The sequence below is a fragment of the Marinomonas sp. TI.3.20 genome (assembly GCF_038155025.1).
Taxonomy (GTDB): domain Bacteria; phylum Pseudomonadota; class Gammaproteobacteria; order Pseudomonadales; family Marinomonadaceae; genus Marinomonas; species Marinomonas flavescens.
This window is the reverse complement of the sequence record NZ_JBAKAS010000011.1, coordinates 118,427-135,815: the sequence shown is the minus strand read 5'-3', so window position 1 is coordinate 135,815 and position 17,389 is coordinate 118,427. Positions and strand designations below refer to the sequence as shown.

Annotated in this window: 14 protein-coding genes and 1 pseudogene; 5 read left to right on the top strand and 10 right to left on the bottom strand. The window is 42.4% G+C overall.

The window, feature by feature from the left end:
* Window positions 1–69: 69 nt before the first annotated feature.
* Window positions 70–2,004 (bottom strand): FAD-dependent monooxygenase, encoded by a 1,935-nt coding sequence (locus V6259_RS12415; RefSeq protein WP_341584770.1) that lies wholly within the window; start codon window positions 2,002–2,004, stop codon window positions 70–72.
* Window positions 2,005–2,159: 155 nt separating this feature from the next.
* Between V6259_RS12415 and V6259_RS12410 the strand changes: the two are divergent.
* Window positions 2,160–2,367: pseudogene (locus tag V6259_RS12410) on the top strand (IS5/IS1182 family transposase); the annotation flags it as partial.
* 354 nt (window positions 2,368–2,721) lie between these two features.
* Here the strand turns inward: V6259_RS12410 and V6259_RS12400 are convergent.
* A complete protein-coding gene (locus tag V6259_RS12400) occupies window positions 2,722–4,566 on the bottom strand; it encodes an FAD-dependent oxidoreductase (protein WP_341584769.1) in 1,845 nt (614 codons plus the stop codon).
* Between the two features lie 163 nt (window positions 4,567–4,729).
* Here V6259_RS12400 and V6259_RS12395 point away from each other — a divergent pair, with 163 nt between their 5' ends.
* Window positions 4,730–5,503 carry an IclR family transcriptional regulator gene (locus tag V6259_RS12395; RefSeq protein WP_341584768.1) on the top strand — a complete coding sequence of 258 codons (774 nt, stop codon included), beginning with the start codon at window positions 4,730–4,732 and terminating at the stop codon, window positions 5,501–5,503.
* A 349-nt stretch (window positions 5,504–5,852) separates the two neighbouring features.
* On the opposite strand, the gene V6259_RS12390 is transcribed toward V6259_RS12395, so the two are convergent.
* Window positions 5,853–6,803 carry an AraC-like ligand-binding domain-containing protein gene (locus V6259_RS12390; protein ID WP_341584767.1) on the bottom strand — a complete coding sequence of 317 codons (951 nt, stop codon included), beginning with the start codon at window positions 6,801–6,803 and terminating at the stop codon, window positions 5,853–5,855.
* A gap of 332 nt (window positions 6,804–7,135) precedes the next feature.
* Here V6259_RS12390 and V6259_RS12385 point away from each other — a divergent pair, with 332 nt between their 5' ends.
* Both V6259_RS12385 and V6259_RS12380 read left to right on the top strand, forming a co-directional pair.
* Window positions 7,136–8,164, top strand: coding sequence for a carbon-nitrogen hydrolase family protein (locus V6259_RS12385; RefSeq protein WP_341584766.1), 1,029 nt, complete (start codon window positions 7,136–7,138; stop codon window positions 8,162–8,164).
* A gap of 69 nt (window positions 8,165–8,233) precedes the next feature.
* Window positions 8,234–9,265: a phenylacetaldoxime dehydratase family protein gene (locus tag V6259_RS12380; protein WP_341584765.1), complete on the top strand. Its 1,032-nt coding sequence runs from the start codon at window positions 8,234–8,236 to the stop codon at window positions 9,263–9,265.
* A 218-nt stretch (window positions 9,266–9,483) separates the two neighbouring features.
* Here V6259_RS12380 and V6259_RS12375 read toward each other — a convergent pair whose 3' ends face one another.
* From V6259_RS12375 to V6259_RS12360, 4 genes are all read right to left on the bottom strand, one after another.
* Window positions 9,484–9,999: a GMC family oxidoreductase gene (locus tag V6259_RS12375; protein WP_341584764.1), complete on the bottom strand. Its 516-nt coding sequence runs from the start codon at window positions 9,997–9,999 to the stop codon at window positions 9,484–9,486.
* A 186-nt stretch (window positions 10,000–10,185) separates the two neighbouring features.
* Window positions 10,186–10,608 carry a homoprotocatechuate degradation operon regulator HpaR gene (gene hpaR / locus V6259_RS12370; RefSeq protein ID WP_341584763.1) on the bottom strand — a complete coding sequence of 141 codons (423 nt, stop codon included), beginning with the start codon at window positions 10,606–10,608 and terminating at the stop codon, window positions 10,186–10,188.
* Window positions 10,609–10,813: 205 nt separating this feature from the next.
* Window positions 10,814–11,728, bottom strand: a complete 915-nt coding sequence (locus tag V6259_RS12365; protein WP_341584762.1) for a p-hydroxyphenylacetate 3-hydroxylase reductase component — start codon at window positions 11,726–11,728, stop codon at window positions 10,814–10,816.
* An 80-nt stretch (window positions 11,729–11,808) separates the two neighbouring features.
* Window positions 11,809–12,978 carry a p-hydroxyphenylacetate 3-hydroxylase oxygenase component gene (locus V6259_RS12360; RefSeq protein WP_341584761.1) on the bottom strand — a complete coding sequence of 390 codons (1,170 nt, stop codon included), beginning with the start codon at window positions 12,976–12,978 and terminating at the stop codon, window positions 11,809–11,811.
* A gap of 233 nt (window positions 12,979–13,211) precedes the next feature.
* Between V6259_RS12360 and V6259_RS12355 the strand changes: the two genes are divergently transcribed.
* Window positions 13,212–14,222, top strand: a complete 1,011-nt coding sequence (locus V6259_RS12355) for an MsnO8 family LLM class oxidoreductase (RefSeq protein ID WP_341584760.1) — start codon at window positions 13,212–13,214, stop codon at window positions 14,220–14,222.
* Window positions 14,223–14,464: 242 nt separating this feature from the next.
* On the opposite strand, the gene V6259_RS12350 is transcribed toward V6259_RS12355, so the two are convergent.
* From V6259_RS12350 to V6259_RS12340, 3 genes are read right to left on the bottom strand one after another with little or no spacing between them, the layout of a single operon-like run.
* Window positions 14,465–15,895 carry an aldehyde dehydrogenase family protein gene (locus V6259_RS12350; protein WP_341584759.1) on the bottom strand — a complete coding sequence of 477 codons (1,431 nt, stop codon included), beginning with the start codon at window positions 15,893–15,895 and terminating at the stop codon, window positions 14,465–14,467.
* A gap of 19 nt (window positions 15,896–15,914) precedes the next feature.
* On the bottom strand, window positions 15,915–16,340 hold the full coding sequence (locus tag V6259_RS12345; RefSeq protein WP_341584758.1) for a GlcG/HbpS family heme-binding protein: 426 nt from the start codon (window positions 16,338–16,340) through the stop codon (window positions 15,915–15,917).
* Between the two features lie 36 nt (window positions 16,341–16,376).
* On the bottom strand, window positions 16,377–17,306 hold the full coding sequence (locus V6259_RS12340; RefSeq protein ID WP_341584757.1) for a helix-turn-helix domain-containing protein: 930 nt from the start codon (window positions 17,304–17,306) through the stop codon (window positions 16,377–16,379).
* Window positions 17,307–17,389 lie beyond the last annotated feature (83 nt).

Here is a 17,389-nt window from a genome sequence, read left to right as displayed (position 1 = left end):
CATGGGGCGTAAAGAATAAATGATGAGGTATTAGGCTCAGAAAACGTTACTCTCTGAGCCTAATGGCACTTATTTTGGTTCTATCATGAAATGATCAAAGAATTGAGCCAACTCATGATGCGCTGTTAACGGAAGAATAGTGGCAACATGCTGGTCTGGTCGAACCACAACCATGCAACCTTTTTCTGTATTTATGCCTCTTAGCTGATAAGGGTCATGCTCAGCGGACTTTTGGAAAACTTTTTCGTAGTCATGTAATCCATATTTGCCTTTCGCTGGCCACAAATACTGAGGAAGGTCATGCATCGATAAATCTTGTTGTTGAAAGATCGCATAGGTGTCAATAACTGAGTCGATATCGGCTCCGTCTGGCGTGTATTTCAACACAGGAGAAGTATTATCTTTTGCCAGATAGTCAATCAACTTATACACCTCTGAAGAGGTGTCCGTTGGGCTTTGCTCTCCACCAAAGACAAACAAGCGCCAGCGACCATCGGCTTTCACCAGATGCCCTAGGTGCTGGACACGGCCATCGGCCGTTCGTTGAGCCTCGACAGAGTGAAAACGCTGACCTATTTTGAAGCCTGTCGCTAAAGTTTGGTTGTTCTGGCCAGTACAAAGATAAGATGGATAGTATTCAATTGATGTACCAGATACAAAACCGCTTTGACGCTTCATAAACTCTTCAATTTTGGCAGTATCCACTCGCGCTTGATCAGTGCTTTCTCCCGCGGCAGGACGTGTTGCCACCAGCTTAGACAACTCACGGTCTGCATCAATTAACTGCTGAGCAACCTTACGACGCTCTGTTTCATAGGTATGAAGCAATTTAGGATCACATTTTCCTTGCAATACAGCCGCTAACTTCCATCCTAGATTAAAGGTATCTGGTAAAGAAGTATTTAGGCCCCAGCCCCCTTTTGGACTGTGAGTATGGCAAGCATCCCCAGCAACAAAAGCACGAGGAATAATTTCCTCTGAGGACCCAAGAGGGCGATTATCAAAGCGCTCCGCAATTCGCTGCCCAACCTCGTAAATAGACCACCAAGCGACTTCTTTGACATCAAGCTTGTAAGGGTGAAAGATCTTTTGGGCTGTTGCGATCAAATCTTTTTCTGTTAGTTTCACATCACAAGCGCGCTTGCCTTTATCAATATGAGCTAGCTCCACATAAAAACGGCAAAGATAACCACCTTCACGAGGAATCGTCATGACAGCACCATGATCTTTAGATTGTATAAAGCTTTTCACACGAATATCAGGGAAATCCGTATTGAGCAATATGTCCATTACACCCCAAGCTTTGTTGGCAGAATCGCCTTGCATTGTAATGTCTAACGTTTTACGAACACGGCTACGACCGCCATCACAGCCTACCGCATAACGAGCCTTCACGGTTTCAATTTTGCCGTTACCCGCTTCATCAACACGCTTGAAAGTGGCTGTTATCGGATAAGCTGAAACATCTTGAGTTAAGTTATCGTCAATGATTAAGTCGACAAGCTCACGACTGTAGTGTGGTTCTAAATTGGTGATCGAATTACGCATGCCATCAATTAATAATTCATGCAATCTCGCCTGGTTTACAATACCGTGTGTAAATTCAGATAACCCCGCCCTTGCGTCGGCAATTTTTTCTGTTCGCTTGATGTTGTCAGGGTTCTTTGCGTCTGGCTCCCAGAAAGTATTTTGCTTCAACTGGTAGGTCTCTTTCACAACCATTTCACTGCTGTTGAAAGCTTCCATGATTTCTATAGTACGACATGAAATACCATCGGCACGTCCAAAAAGTAACGGCCCTGGCGCCATATCTACAATACATGTCTTGATATCATCGAACTCTGACATTTGTCTTGCCATTGTCAGACCAGCGGGGCCTGTACCAATAATTAGGACATCTACCTGGCTTGGCAAATCGATGATAGGAGGGGTAGGGTAGGCCTTGCGAGCCTCGTCAGAAACTTGATAATTACCTGGCTTGAAACCATTTAAATGATATTGCATAACTAAGATCCTCTGATTCTTATAATTCAAAGTTACAATATAGAAATAAACTTAACATGTTAAGTTTATCGATGTCAACAGATATGAAATGACCTAAGGAAGATGCGAACAAGTCCGTCTCATGCAACAATTTACTTTTAATCTTGGGCCTGAATATGTCATCTCAACTTACTTTTTTCGCCCGTGAATTCAACAACAAACGTCGTAAAAAATGTAAAGAGATTTTCTTGATCTGAATGGATGTGGTGATGCCTTGAGATCAGTTTGAAGCAGTGATTGAGCCTCTATCCAAAGACTGTGAAAGGAAGAAGGTCTTATCCGTTGTCTACTATGTTTCGCATTCACTGCATGCAACATTGGTATTGGCATACCATAGAAAGAATAAACAGCTGATCCGAACGGAATGTGTAAAAACCAGTATTTGGTTGAAAGTAGAGCGCCCGTTTCGGATCATAAAGCGTCAGTTTGGTTTTAGGGTTATTTAATCGAGCCTTGGATAAACATGACAACAAACTAGCGATGCTGTTGCCTAAATCAAAGTATTTAGAACTAACCAGATGATACGAACCGAAAGGGATTAATCTGTTAAAAAGCCCTTAAATAAGGCTAAATTAGCTTATTTAAGGGCGGAACTTATCAAAATAAGTGGCTTCTTGTGCTCTTTAATCGAATGAGAAGCGGTGATTGCATTGCGACTTCTTAATCGTAGTTTTCCCTTTATTGGTAACAGCGTATTTCAAATAATTTTATTTTATCAGCACCATAAGTTTCTTTCAGATTTAGGCGAAATCCTTCAATAGATTGGCCATCAAAATCAAATTTAATCAAACGTTTTTGATTATTAACTTCTTCACCCGCTTTTTTCCATTGGCCTCGTACTTTTAATTCTAAGGTTAAAGATTTAAGTAACTCTATCGGTATTTTAGTCGTATAGGCCTCATTTTCTCGAGTATTTTTAAGCATCATAATATTCTTCTTAACATTGGTGTCACATTTGACTTCCACCTTGGAAATCTCAATGGCGTTGTTCCACTCAAACGTAACCAACTCGTTTAATCCAGCACTACACCAGTGATGAATTTCACCGCGCTCATCTCGTGACATACCATCTGTTAATAGTTTTACATCACCACTGCTAGTAGACGAGGCAAAAATCCTATCGGCTGTGGACGCTAAATCTTTGCTGTCATCGGCATATCTTTGCGGAATATAGGCATCATCTCTGAGTAATTGCTCTTGCACTTCGTTAATATGTTGCTGTGCGATATGACGAGGTGTAGCGTCTTTTTTAATGCAAAAAGCAGCAGCGGTACCGACAGCTTGGCCTTGTACTGCACAAGTCCCCATAACCCGAGAGGAAGACAAAGCAACGTGCGTTTGGCTGATATTACGTCCAGCAAACATAAGGTTTTCAATGTTTTTGGAATACAGTGAGCGGAATGGGATTTGATATACTTCTTCAAAGTGTTCATGCCAGAAACTCGGTGGCTCACTCAGGTTTTCAATGCCACCAGGGTTATGCTCATCCAGTGGCCAGCCTCCAAAAGCGACGGCATCATCAAATTGTTTAAGCCCAATTTGATCTGGTTCTGACAGTATATAATCACCGATAAATCGGCGCGACTCACGGCGCCCCGGTAAAGAACCAACCCAATCCAGAGCAAAGCTGTCGGCTTCAGGAAATTTCCCTGAATTTTTTACATAGTCCCATACGCCATAAGCAAAACCGATTAAACGGTGCATGTCGGTTTCGGACGAACCTATAATATCGTCTTGACTCCCCACTTCAACCCACCAAAATCCTTCTACAAATGGAATGATACGTCGGTCAGTATGGGTTTTCTCTGCATCATATTTAATTGCAAAAGGTGGCGCTTTAAAAGTCATAGGCTTGCCCATGTCTCTAGACGATAAAAGAATCGTTGCGCCCATTTGCCAGCCATCAGGCTCTTTAGGTGCGTATTTTTCACCAAATTCCGTACTGCCTTCTCGTCCGGTGCGATACTCTGCGCCTGCGGTGGCAGCCATTAATCCATCACCTGAGCAATCGATAAAAACCTTGGCGTTGATGGTTATGAGAGTTTCGCTACTCATTTGCCAGCATAGTAACGAGGTGATTTTATTCTTGGAGACTTGTGAACGTACCGCTTGGGTATTTAACATTAAGGTCAGGTTTTCTTCGCGTGTCACAAAGTCGTATAACACGTGATCCCACACCGTAAAAGAATGTTGCTCATTATAGAAACGGTTGAGCAATAGTATTTCTTCCAAAATGCCGGTTTCACGTTCTGGCAAACCACTTTTTAATTTCGTAACCCCATGAACAATTACGCGTATTTCGCTAGACGCATTACCGCCTAATATGGCTCTGTCCTGTACTAGAAGAACCCTTACTCCATTGCGTGCGGCTGCAACAGCTGCGCAAATACCTGCCATACCGCCACCAATAACGGCGACGTCGTAGTCGACAGTTTTCTGTCGAATTGGATATTTACGTTCATTACTGCCCATCTGGGTCCAGTGATCGCCTGAGCGATCTGATAGATCAATAAATTTACTCATAATATTATCACTGCGTTGAGAGGTAATGTATTAAGTCTATTTAATAATATCTATTATAGCAATTTGTTTTGGTTGGATTACTACTTTTCAGCGCCTTACTTGGCTTTTGTGATCTTTGCTATGTGTTATTATGTGAGTAGATTTTTAGGATTAATACATTGTTATGAAGACAAAAGCTGGTGCACAAATTAATCAAAGCATTGTTGATGGGATTGCTGTATTACAGGCTTTAGCGGGTTCTAATACACCTGTTGGCGGTAAAGAACTTTCTAGTCAGCTTGGAATGGATGCCACTCGGGTCAATCGACTCCTTAAAACATTAGCTTCTATTGGTATGACTCAGCAAAACAAAAGCCGCCAATACACACCAGGACCAGGTATTCACGTGCTGTCAGCACAAAGTTTATATGCTTCTGGATTATTGCGCAGTGCGATCCCTTCATTGGAGAAACTTAACCAGTACTCGCTAACTGTCGCGTTGGGGGTTTTATGGTTTGATAAGGTTTCATACGTATATCATGCCAAACCAGGTATGTCTGTCGCTGAAGGAATTGGCCGAATAGGGGTGCGTGCTGCAACGACTAGCGGTATTGGAATGGTCCTGCTAGCGAATGCCTCTGAAGAGTCTGTCATTGACGTTTATCAGAATAAAATAATTGCTGGTTTTCCTGATGGTTTAGACAGTTTACTAGCCGAGTTGGCCAAGATCCGTGAACAAGGCTACGCTAAATTCCAAATTTCTCAGCAAGCAGGTGAAGTTGGATCAACGGCCTATACATTGGCTGTTGCTTTAGGAAATCCAGTAAACTCTGCTATCGCTTTGCAGGGGGATATCAAACAACAGCATGAGCCTGAGTTAATTGCTGCGCTATGTGAAGCGAGGGAGGATATTGAGCGATCGCTTTATAAAATAAAATCGGAAGAAGGTATGCAGTAATCGTTGAATATCATCTCTCTTGATCAGCCAAAATGTATTTTTAGATAGTAAATACTCGGTTTAAGCTTAAGTTTTTTATGCTCTTCACTGAATGATTTTGATGGACTAAAAGGTGTATTTGGTTTCATGAATAATCGAAACATGACAAATTGCTGGTTACAAAGGAAACTTGAAGATAGTTTTCTTTGTATATTGTTGGTATGCCTTCCTGTTGCTTTCGCTGTTGGTTATTGGGTATTTTAAGAGACAAAAAAAGAGCCATGATGAGACTAGGCTTCTAAGCAGGTTGTCCCTATTTTTAGAATCAACTGTGGCTGATAAGCTTTGAAAGTCTGCTGTTTTTCAAGACTTAAATAGCTTGTTGTCGTTGTTGGCTTGGACTACACCCAAAATGGGAACGATAAAGCCGGCTAAAATGGGCAGCATCATTAAACCCCCAGCGGAATGCTATTTCAGCAAGTGAAATATGCCGATAATTTGGATTGATAATATCTCGTTGGCATGACTCCAGACGGCGACGCCATAAGTATTGAGACGCTGATTCGCTTTGTGATTGAAAAAGTCTATGAATATGACTGCAAGATAAGTTTACATGATTTGCTAGAGACTGAATGTCTAAGGTGGAATCAGAAAGGTTATTATCGATTTGTTGTTTTATTCGCTCTAAATGATAATTTGCTAGATTAGATACATTATTGTTTTTTTCACGTGTTAATGGTTGTAACCCGCCTGCGAGAACACTCACAATACCCGATGTGACCGCAGAGGCTGATGCATAATCAAGATTATCGGCTTCATGCTTTAGGGTTTTAAGCATATTGATGAGGATATTACCTGCTCCTGTTTTAGAGGAAATGGCTTTTGCTGTTAACTCCTCAACATCAGATAATCTAGATTTCAGCGTGTTGAGTCGGATCTTCAAGACAATTTGCTCAAATTCACCTTCCATTGTGAGGTGATAAGGTTGTGAACTATCATAAATTGCGAAGTCACCAGCTAATAGAAACGCCTCTCGACCATTTTGAGATATCTTACTTTTCCCTTTTAGTTGAAAGCTAGAAATTAGCCAGTTTTCAGTATCAGTTGATATTGCTGATTTAGTTCGACTGACAGTTTGGTCAGTAGAGTTAATTATGGAAAAATTTAGATCAGGTAAGTCATAGGAAATAATATCCCCTCGGAACGTGTCCTTATCAGGAATATTGCAATCTAGTTTCACATAAGTTTTGCAAATCACATCGTTCCAAAAAGAAAGTCGCTCTGCTTGACCTATATTGTCGGTGCTTAATACATTTCTCATCGCTACTTCCCATATTCTTACAGATAAATTGGTATAGCACATATTTACAGTATATACACAAGATAACCGTTTACGATACGTAGAAACAAGCTAAGTGCAACGATCAATCAAATGTCGGCTTCCAAAGAGAATAGGGTCTATGTATTTTCTGTAGTTAAAGCATTGTTGAAGCCAAAGGGTTTATTTGAAGTGTGCCTTTAAAGCTACAAGTAAAAGACTTTTGGACAAGACAAGATAGTCGTTCTTCATCAGTATAAAACACATGTTTATTTCGTAGCTTAATAAAAATAGACAGATTTTTATAAAAAATAATACTTAAAAAGGAACGAACTATGCCAAGCAAATGTCACCCCAAGCTTCGAGTTGCCGCTGTTCAAGCGGCTCCTGTGTATTTTGATATTGATGGAACCATAGATAAAACTATTAATTTAATGAAAGAGGCTGCCGATCAAGGTGTTGATTTAATTTCTTTTCCTGAAACCTGGATACCAGGCTATCCGTGGTGGATTTGGTTAATGACACCAGCGGAAGGCATGCAAAAATATGTGCAAAAGTATTTTGATAATTCCCTTGAAGTCGGCTCGCCTGAATTTCAGCGAATAGCAGATGCGGCTAAAAACTTAGGTATTTACGTTAGCATCGGCTTTAGTGAAAGAGATGCGGGAAGTTTATACATTGCTCAAGCTCTTTTTGATAAGGAAGGAAAGCTAGTAAAAACACGTAGAAAATTGAAGCCAACGCACGTTGAGCGATCCGTATTTGGAGATGGTGATGGCAGTGATCTCTCAGTAGAAAAATTACCTATTGGTAATGTCGGTATGTTGTGTTGTTGGGAGCATTTACAGCCACTGACAAAATATGCAATGTATGCCCAAAATGAACAAATTCATTTAGCGGCTTGGCCAAGTTTTTCTATGTATAACGGCATAGCAAATGCTTTATCTGGTGAGGTTAATACTTCCGTCAGTCAAGTGTACGCAGTAGAAGGGCAGTGTTTTTTTGTTGGGGCTTCTGCTGTTGTATCACAAGAAATGCAAGCGTTCCTCTGTGGAGATGATGAATCAAGGAAAGCCTTATTGGCATTAGGTGGAGGCTTTGCGCGAATTTTTGCTCCAGATGGCTCTTCATTGGGAACGATTTTAGAGCCAGATCAAGAAGGCTTGATTATTGCTGACATTGATTTGTCTGTGATTTCATTGTCAAAAAGTGCAGCAGATCCAGCTGGCCATTATGCACGCCCTGATGTGACTAGATTGTTTCTTAACAAAACACCAGGTGACCGAGTTGTTACCCAATGGAATCCGGAGCCCATACCTGAAACCCTCACTGAAAACATACCTGAACTAGAAGACGCAAAATAAGCTTTGGATAAGCCTTAAGTTAACTTGAGGCTTATCCTCATTAATACAGTTTACATCAAGGAGAGGGTCATGGAATCTGCTATTCCTAAGTATTTAAAACAGCAAAGAACGCGTTCCAGAAGTATTAAAGAGGACTTTCAGCCTCCTTATCCTGCAACAGTAGCCCGTTTTACTAAAGATATTAAGAATGTCGTTATGGCGTATTTTGGCGTGCAATTTCCTAAGGAACATGCTGATGTATTAACACCTCTAGTATTAAAAGAAATGGGCATAAAGTTGTCTAAAAAACTAGGGCCAGCGCATTGGGACATTGCTACTTATGAAGATGAGGAATCATTTGTTAACCTACTCTTTATCGCTTATTGGGACCAACCATCAAATTATGAAAAATGGTATATTGCAAATGTGTCAAATTGGTTAAATAACCCTTTTAACGATTCTTTAATCGGAACATTTTTGGAAGAATTAACACCCAGTGTCGAACGTTTTGAAACACTTTACTCCTCAGTGGTGTCTGATGGGGTAGATCACATGTCTAGTGAAAGAAGCAGCCCCATGCAGGAACATGGTTACTGGGGATCAATGCGGGATAGAATTCCCCTTTCTCAAACGGATGCAATGGACGCAGTTGGGCATCCTCAAGTTACTGAGGTAGGCTTAATTAAAAAAGTGCTGCCACAGCAAAACTTATGTCTGATCCGTTCAGGTCAAGATTGGACGATGACTTGTACCGATCAACGAAAAATGTACTTAGAAGAGGTGGAACCTGTACTTTCTAAAGGAATGCTTTTTTTAAGAGATGAAGGAGAAAGTGTCGACTGTTATGTGAATCGATATATGAAGATATTGGATTCCAATGGCAACCTTATGGAGCAATCTTTTGGTATGGGGTGGTGGAGAAGTTTGGAAGCACTAGAAAAATGGTCAAAATCACATCCCACTCATGTGGCTATATTTGGTGCCGCAATGAAATACTTAAACAAATTTTCGAGTGATGCGAAATTGACTTTGTATCATGAAGTGTCAGTGGCAGACAAAACAGAACAACGTTTTGAATATTATAATTGTCATTCTAAGACTGGGATGTTGAAACTCGCTTGAGTGGGCTTTTCAGAAATTACAAAAAAGGTATTCCTAGTAACGACACTTAAACCGAATTGACCTGTAATAATGTTTTACGTCTAAGGTTTATTGTGGGAAAGGCTGGAATTATGCAATGTTAACCCTGCAAACAGCATCCTTTCTGTTGCTGGACTCCCTGTCCTAATATTAACCCAGTCAAAACGGCTTAACAAAAGGGTCTAATTGACCTCAAAACATTAATTCATCAAAATAAATTCAGCGCAACGTTCTGCGATCATAATGGTTGGGGCATTGGTATTACCTGACACAATGGTAGGCATTATAGAGGCATCGCAGATGCGCACACCTTTTACACCATTAACACGGAGCTTAGTATCAACAACGGCTTGCTTATCAGAGCCCATTCGGCAAGTTCCAACTGGGTGGTAAACGGTTTTAGCGTGGCTGCGAATGTGTGCTTCGCTTTCATCATCTGAAATATCTTCTTTTGCAGATGGGCGAAGTTCTTCGCTGATCAGTGCAGCCATAGCAGGTGCACGTATAATTTTACAGGCTAGTTTAACGGCACGGATAAGTGTATCTACGTCGTCACGATGTGATAATGCACCGCTTTCGAAAATCATTGAGTCTGTTGGATCAGCACAGTGTAGGCGAGCAAATCCTCGAGATTTAGGCCGTAAGAAACAAGGGTTGATGGAAATGCCGTGACCTTCGATAGGTTCACGATCTACATCTCCAACTAAAGTAAGCATTACATGGAATTGAATGTCAGGGCGCCCACAATTACTGGTATCAACAAAGCCACCTGATTCATTAATATTTTAGGGGTTGATAATGCGCCAGCCGTTCACATAAGTAATATCATAACGAGTCACCAAGTCAAACTAGAGAGTTGGATCGTTCAATTGATCAGAGTTGATTTCCAAACTTTGTCATTATTATGCTTCCAATTTGATGATGTCGTCTAATAAAGCGCTTAAGGTTTTCATTTTTTTAGGACCAAGCTTTGCAATTAATGATTGATAAGCCGCGTCCACTTCAGGACGAAACTCTGTCACTAGCTCAATGGCTTTAGGTGTTAAAGAGAGTAAAGAGATCCGCTGATCATGAGGCGATTTTTTACGTACCATAAAACCGTCGTTTTCAAAGCGGGTAATAATACGCGTTAAGCTAGGGCTCAGGATGCATGATAGCTCTGCAAGTTGTTTCGCATCCAGCTCTTCATGGTCGTTAAGTACACGTAACACACGCCATTGTTGCTCGGTAAAGCCTGCTTTTTGTAGTACGGGGCGAAAGAATTGCATAGCCGATTCGCGAGCGCGTAGCAGTTGCAGGGTTAAGGAGTCTTCTAGTTTTTTCATATGAAACGAATTGCCTAACGATAAAAGTATAAAATTATATCAGTTAACAAGATAACTAAATAGCCAGTCGATAAAGGGACTTTATCGTGAGTATTGAGAGGTAGTACGTGTTTTTTATGTTTGTTAGGAGCCGTAGAAACAAAAAAATCCCACGAAGGGATTTTTCTTGTTAAGTCGAAATATCAGCAGAAATAAAACGTATATTCTAAGGAAGCTGCTTCAGTAATGCTTGTAACTGTTGCTTAAAACTTGCGTAATCTCCTTCACTAAAGGTGCCAAATACTTCTTCTTGTTGAGCATCTGATATGGCCCACAATCGGCTAGCAGTATCGTGCCCTTTTTGTGTGAGTACTAATTGCGGTGTAATGAAACCAAAGCTCTGCAAACTCTCAACACCATTTTTAACGTCGTCATCAGGGATGGTGACTAGGTTTTTGAGATCGTCCAAGGTGACACCTGATGCATCACTGAGTACTAATAATAGGCGTGCTTCGCTGCTGTTTAGTCCAGTAGAAGCTTGTTTTGGCAGGTAGTTTTCTTGGATTTTCTGCAGCACCTTGTTCATTAAATAAATGGCACTGTCATGTAGTCGAGCCAAGGTGGCTGGTGAGGCAACATTAAGGTCTTCATTTTTGGCGCCGGTAAAAGGAATAGCGCCTGCGTAGCTACCTTGAACGTAGAGCAACGGCGCTCGGCCATGATTTTCAAATTCAATCACTTTACCAATCATGATCCAATGGTCGCCGCCATCAACGACTTGGTGTTTCTCACACTGGAAGTTGGCCGCAGTGTTAGTCAATAATGGTGCTTGCCCGACGCCAGGTTGGGTGTCCACGTTGGCAAATTTATCGTCGCTTGGCTTGGCAAAGTGATTGGATAAATCGATTTGATCTGCAGCTAAAATATTGACGGCGAATTGATCGGCTTGTTCAAAAACTTTATAACTATTAGAGTTTTTAACAATGCTCCAAAGTACTAAAGGTGGTTCAAGTGACACTGAGTTAAAGCTATTGGCGGTGACACCCACTTGCTCGCCATTTGGTGCTTGAGCGGTAATGACGGTGACACCAGTCGCAAAATTGCCCAAGGCGCGTCTAAATTCTTTCGGGTCGAAACTCATGATGATTCTCTCTTATTTATTATTATCTGGAAGAAAGGGAGGCTAAGAAGATAGCCTCAACCATTGTCATGGGAGAATGCTTATAGCAGGCTTGGATCTGGTTCTAAGCCCATTACTTCGCGACCAATGATTTGCGCGCAAACATCGTAGTCAGTATAGGCATGAGCGCCTGTCATATGGCTATCGCGAAAGAGGCGCTGAGCTTCTTTATCTAATAGCCAATTATTGGCGCCAATGGCATTGAATAGGCGATCTACTGCTTCGATACACATTTTTGCAGCGTATGCTTGGTTGGTACGCCAATGGGCTAGAGTGTGTTGGTCTGGGTAACGGTGAGCTTCAGCGTATTCGGCATGTTGTTGCCACGTTTTTTCTAAAAAGGCTCGCGCGGCTAAAATTTGATGGGTGGATTCGCCAGTGCGAAGAATCGCTGGAATCGCCGCGTTTACTTTGGCTCCTGTGTAAGCGCGAACTCGGTTGCTTGTGACTTCTTTGTATAGCTCAAGCATGCGTTCAGCAATGCCTAGGGAGATTGCCGCAAAGCCAGAAGCAAAGTAAGGGCGGTAAGGCGCGTAGAATAATTTGCTGTCTGGGTATAACCCGAAACCTGCCGATTTACCTTCCATCATGTCTTTTGCTTTTTGAATGCGATGCTCTGGTACAAAAGCATCACGAATCTGTAATGTTTTGGTACCGGATCCTTTCATCGCCATCGCATGCCAATCATCATCGATGGTGTAATCGGTGGCTGGAATGACGGCGAAACAATAGTCTTTTCCGCCTTCTTTGTTATCACGAAGAAAACCAACGATGGACCAGTCGGCGTGGTCACAACCACTGCTCCATTTCATATCACCATTAAAAATAACGCCTCCATCGGTTTCTGCGGATTTACCAAAAGGGGCGATGCTGCTGCAAGCCAACGCATCAGGGTCATTAGCCCATAGTTCATCTTGTAGTTGTTTTGAAAATAAAGCCAGCTGGTGGTTATGTGTGCACAATAAGCTGAATGCCCAAGCCGTACTGGCACAAGCCCCCGCTAATGCCGCGACACAGTCGCCAAATTCTGGCAGGGAAACTTCATAGCCTCCATACACTTTAGGTAAGAAGGCTTTGTGCATGCCGACTTTTTTAAGCAGTGCGATGTTTTCTGCTGGGACTTTTCGAAGTTCTTCTGTTTTTGACGCATTGGCAGCAATGTCGGGTAGAACGGATTTCAACTCTTCTAATAAAGGATTAGAGCGTTTCATGATACAAACCTTTTTTGTTGTTATTGTTAACGTCTGTTTAGTGTTCATTTTTTGGTTCAATGAGAGAAGGTTCATTTCAATCAAAAATTAGGACTTTTCCAGAATTTATGAAAAACAGTTAAACGAAGTTATTTAAATATTACTTAACATGTTTATTATATTTTTAATTTGATACTCTCTGCTGTATGTTTTTTTATGCATAAATTCATTGGACAAATATAAGGATAAAGACAGTGAGCATTAAACTTTCTGTTGTGGACCAAACGCCGGTCCATGGATCACACTCGAAAAAAGAGGCCCCATTTTTAAGTGTGGAATTGGCCAAATTATGTGATGAGTTGGGTTTTTACCGATACTGGGTGGCAGAGCATCATGATAGTGTTCACTTTGCAAACCCTTGCCCGGAAATCTTAGTCGCGCATTTGGCGAGCGTCACCAAGCGCATTCGAGTGGGCAGTGGCGGTGTTATGCTGTCGCATTATAGCCCGCTGAAAGTCGCTGAATGTTTCAGCTTACTGTCGACGTTATTTCCAGGACGGATAGATCTTGGTGTTGGCCGAGCTCCTGGTGGTTCTGGGTTAACGTCTAGTGCATTAGCGTATCCACATCAAGCGGATTCAGGGCGCCATTATGTGGATCAAGCACAGCTACTAGAAGGTTTTATCCACGATACTTTAGATAACAATCATCCTTATAAAAAGATCCATGTGTTGCCAGAAAAAGGCGACATACCTGAGTTATGGATGCTGGGTTCCAGTGGTGGTAGTGCCGGGTTAGCAGGGCAACTTGGCTATAATATAGCGTTAGCACGCTTTATTGATCCTGATAATTGTCATCCTGATATATTTTTACAGCATGAAAAAGCGTGGCAGGAGGCCGGCCATGAGATGCCTGCTAAACGTATGTTGGCGATAGCCTGTATTTGTGCAGAAACAGGTCAAGAAGCCAAGTTGAGAGCAGGTACCGCGGTGTACCGAAAGTTCGCATCACAAATAGGACAAAGAGAAGATTTTCTGACACCAGAGCAAGTTCAAGATCGATATCGACGTTTATCTGTGTCTGAGCAGGCGATGTTTGATCAGATACAAGCCAGTTATACCATTGGCTCTGTGGCTCAATGCCAAGATGAAATTGAATCTTTAGCTCGTCATTTTAAGACAGACGAAATATCTACGGTAACAGTCACTTATAGCCAAGCGGAACGCCTTGATAGCTATCGCTTACTCAGCAATATTATCCGCTAAGTTGTGCATCAGCTTTAGCTAGTTGGCTAAATCAGAGTGAGGGGCTAAACCCCTCGCCGTGAGGCGCAATGAAAGCCAAAAGCTACTAAATAGCCCAACAATGGGATTAAAAGTTTGCTGTTAACATATGAGATGACGGTTCCTTACTCAATAGAAAGCCAGTCGTTGTCTGCCCATTTATCTTGTCATGGCAGGCCAACAACTGGCTTAGTCTGTAGATGTTGATTGACTGAAATAATCTATTACTGCGGTGTGCGCAACACCATTAATTTTATTTCCGTCATGTCTTCGATGGCGAAGCGTATACCTTCTCGACCAAGACCACTGTCCTTTACTCCGCCGTAGGGCATATGGTCTACGCGCCACGATGGCACATCACCAATAACGACGCCGCCAACTTCCAGTTCATCCCACGCTTTATAGGCTTTGTAAATATCTTTAGTAAACACGCCGGCTTGTAAACCAAAGTTGGAGTCATTGACGTCTTTTAGGGCTTGGTCAAAATCGGAAAACGCTGACAAAATAGCAACGGGACCAAACGCTTCTTTATTGTTAACGTCCATATCAGGAGTGACACCTTCGAGCAACGTTGCCTCAAGCATGGCTCCCTTGCGATTCCCCCCAGCTAATACGCGGGCACCACCTTGCTGCGCAGCCAGCACCCAGCCATGCAAACGTGCGGCTTCATTTTCTGAAATCATTGGGCCAATAAAGGTGTCTTCATTCTGTGGGTCACCCATAACCAGAGCGCTAACGGCTTTGGTTAATTTTTCTTTGGCCGCTTCGTAGAGCGATTCATGGACCATGATGCGCTGCACGCTGATGCAACTTTGACCTGATTGATAATATGCGCCGAAGACAATGCGCTGCACAGCGTCTTCAAGGTCTGTGCCTTCATCCACAATGCAAGCTGCATTGCCACCGAGCTCTAGAACCACTGGTTTTTTACCCGCTTTGGCTTTCAGTGCCCAACCTACGTCAGGAGACCCCGTAAAGCTTAATAGCTTCAAGCGCTCATCGGTGGTAAACAAGTCTGCGCCATCTCGTCGACATGGCAAAATCGAGAAGGCGCCTTCTGGTAATGAGGTTTCCGCTAATATTTCACCGACAATAATGGCGCTGATAGGCGTTAAGCTCGCTGGCTTCAAAATAAACGGACAACCAGCGGCAATGGCCGGCGCAATTTTGTGAGCAGCAAGGTTAAGTGGAAAGTTAAAGGGCGAGATGAAAGAACAGGGACCAATCGGCACACGTTTCCACATACCTTGATAACCTTCGGCGCGTGGTGAAATGTCCATCGGCATGACTTCGCCGTAAATACGAGTGGCTTCTTCTGCGGCAATTTGAAAGGTATCGATAAGACGAGTAACTTCACCACGGGAGTCTTTGATTGGTTTACCTGCTTCTAAGCATAATGCTTGTGCAAGTTCTTCGGCACGCTCTTTAAAGCGAGTGACGCAGTGATTGAGGATTTGCTGACGTTGGTAGGAGGGCATTTTACGCATGGCGTCTTTCGCCCCATCCGCGGCCGCAATGGCGGCATCGATGTGTTCAGCATTGGCTAATGCGACCTTGGCAATGAGTTCACCATTGAATTTATTATTGACTGCCAAATCTTCATTCGCGAAGACGGGCTTGCTGGCTAAGTAAAACGGGTAGCTTGTGTTTAGCATGAGATTCTCTCTTATTTTATTAGGATAATAAGGTTGATATGGCCGCTTGGGCACATTCAATGTCTTGTTGCTCGTTGCCACCAGATACACCAATGGCACCGACCAGTTGTTGTTCGATAAAAATGGGCAAGCCGCCTCCTAGATAAGTAAACATAGGCTCGCTTTGGAGTGCGACTAAGGTGTGAGGTTTGTTCGCTAACTTACTTTGCCAATCATGGGTGTTCTGTTTAAAACTGACCGCGGTGTAGGCCTTTTTGAGTGCCAGATCGGTGGATACTAACGGTGCATGATTCATTCGCATAGAAGCGAGGGTATGTCCGGCTCGGCATACGATGACAATGCAAATGGCAATACCCTGTTGCTCAGCATAGGTCATGGCTGTCGAACAAAGCTGAGCCGCAGCACGTGTGCTCAAGTTATACTCTGTTACTGTCAGTTGGTTCATGCGAGGCTCTCGAAAGAATAATAGATTAGCAGGCTCTCAGCCATTTTTTGATACCGTCGTCAGATCTTGATCATGGCGGTTTTTTTGGCGAAATTCAGAAGGACTTACACCTATGTTTTTAATAAAAAAGCGCGAGAAATACGATGGGTCAATATAGCCTAAGGTATAAGAAATTTCGGTAAGGTTCATATTAGTGTGTGATAACAGTCTTTTGGCCTCTAGTAGTGCACGACCATTGATGATTTTTTTGGGGCTGATGTTGGCGATTTTTTTGCAAATGTAATGCAAACGACTGTCATTAATATTGAGTTGTTCACAGTAGAATGACGTTTGCTTCTTGCTGGAAAAATGATTTTCCACCAAGGTACTAAAAGCTCGAAAGCTTTGCACTTCAGAATGGTTGTGTTGTTTTTTTGCTTGAGGAGCATCGCATAAACGCAGCATATTAATGAAAATCAATGTGACAATGCCTTCAATCGCTTCGCTTTTATACTGCGTGTTGAGTTTCCATTCGTGTTTGAGCATCGCGAATAAATTCGACATAGCGTCCCAGTGTGAAGTGCGGTCAGCATCGCTATCTTCTTGGCTAATGCAAAAAGGCATTAATAACGAATCATTAATTCGATACGCGTCCAAATGACTCATGATGGTTTGCAAAAATGAAGAATGAATGGTTATCACATAGCCCGGAGAGGATGGCTCGGTGAGAAACGCATGAGGGGTTGCTGGTGGCGTATAAAAAATGGCGCAACCATTCGTCTCATAGTTGTTCTGATCAATGTTAAATAGAGTTTTACCCGTTTTCACCAGATGAATTTGGCAAAACTGCGCATGCAAATGCATTGGCATATCACGGCCAAAAAAGTCAGCCATGTGACCTAGCTTATCAAAATGTATGATGGCATCGTTATAGGACGCATCATAATCCTGACCAATGTCAATATTGGGAATCCACTCTTTCGTCATAACGTTCTGTCTTTATTGTTATTATCTAATATGCGTCAGTAACCGTGCCGCCTACCTTTTCCCTTATCTTGGGCGCAATAGTA

What these genes read in the sequence shown, in the direction of transcription:
- V6259_RS12415 (WP_341584770.1), bottom strand. Translation starts at nt 2,004, where the DNA reads ATGCAATATCATTTAAATGGTTTCAAGCCAGGTAATTATCAAGTTTCT.
- V6259_RS12400 (WP_341584769.1), bottom strand. Translation starts at nt 4,566, where the DNA reads ATGAGTAAATTTATTGATCTATCAGATCGCTCAGGCGATCACTGGACC.
- V6259_RS12395 (WP_341584768.1), top strand. Translation starts at nt 4,730, where the DNA reads ATGAAGACAAAAGCTGGTGCACAAATTAATCAAAGCATTGTTGATGGG.
- V6259_RS12390 (WP_341584767.1), bottom strand. Translation starts at nt 6,803, where the DNA reads ATGAGAAATGTATTAAGCACCGACAATATAGGTCAAGCAGAGCGACTT.
- V6259_RS12385 (WP_341584766.1), top strand. Translation starts at nt 7,136, where the DNA reads ATGCCAAGCAAATGTCACCCCAAGCTTCGAGTTGCCGCTGTTCAAGCG.
- V6259_RS12380 (WP_341584765.1), top strand. Translation starts at nt 8,234, where the DNA reads ATGGAATCTGCTATTCCTAAGTATTTAAAACAGCAAAGAACGCGTTCC.
- V6259_RS12375 (WP_341584764.1), bottom strand. Translation starts at nt 9,999, where the DNA reads ATGCTTACTTTAGTTGGAGATGTAGATCGTGAACCTATCGAAGGTCAC.
- hpaR (WP_341584763.1), bottom strand. Translation starts at nt 10,608, where the DNA reads ATGAAAAAACTAGAAGACTCCTTAACCCTGCAACTGCTACGCGCTCGC.
- V6259_RS12365 (WP_341584762.1), bottom strand. Translation starts at nt 11,728, where the DNA reads ATGAGTTTCGACCCGAAAGAATTTAGACGCGCCTTGGGCAATTTTGCG.
- V6259_RS12360 (WP_341584761.1), bottom strand. Translation starts at nt 12,978, where the DNA reads ATGAAACGCTCTAATCCTTTATTAGAAGAGTTGAAATCCGTTCTACCC.
- V6259_RS12350 (WP_341584759.1), bottom strand. Translation starts at nt 15,895, where the DNA reads ATGCTAAACACAAGCTACCCGTTTTACTTAGCCAGCAAGCCCGTCTTC.
- V6259_RS12345 (WP_341584758.1), bottom strand. Translation starts at nt 16,340, where the DNA reads ATGAACCAACTGACAGTAACAGAGTATAACTTGAGCACACGTGCTGCG.
- V6259_RS12340 (WP_341584757.1), bottom strand. Translation starts at nt 17,306, where the DNA reads ATGACGAAAGAGTGGATTCCCAATATTGACATTGGTCAGGATTATGAT.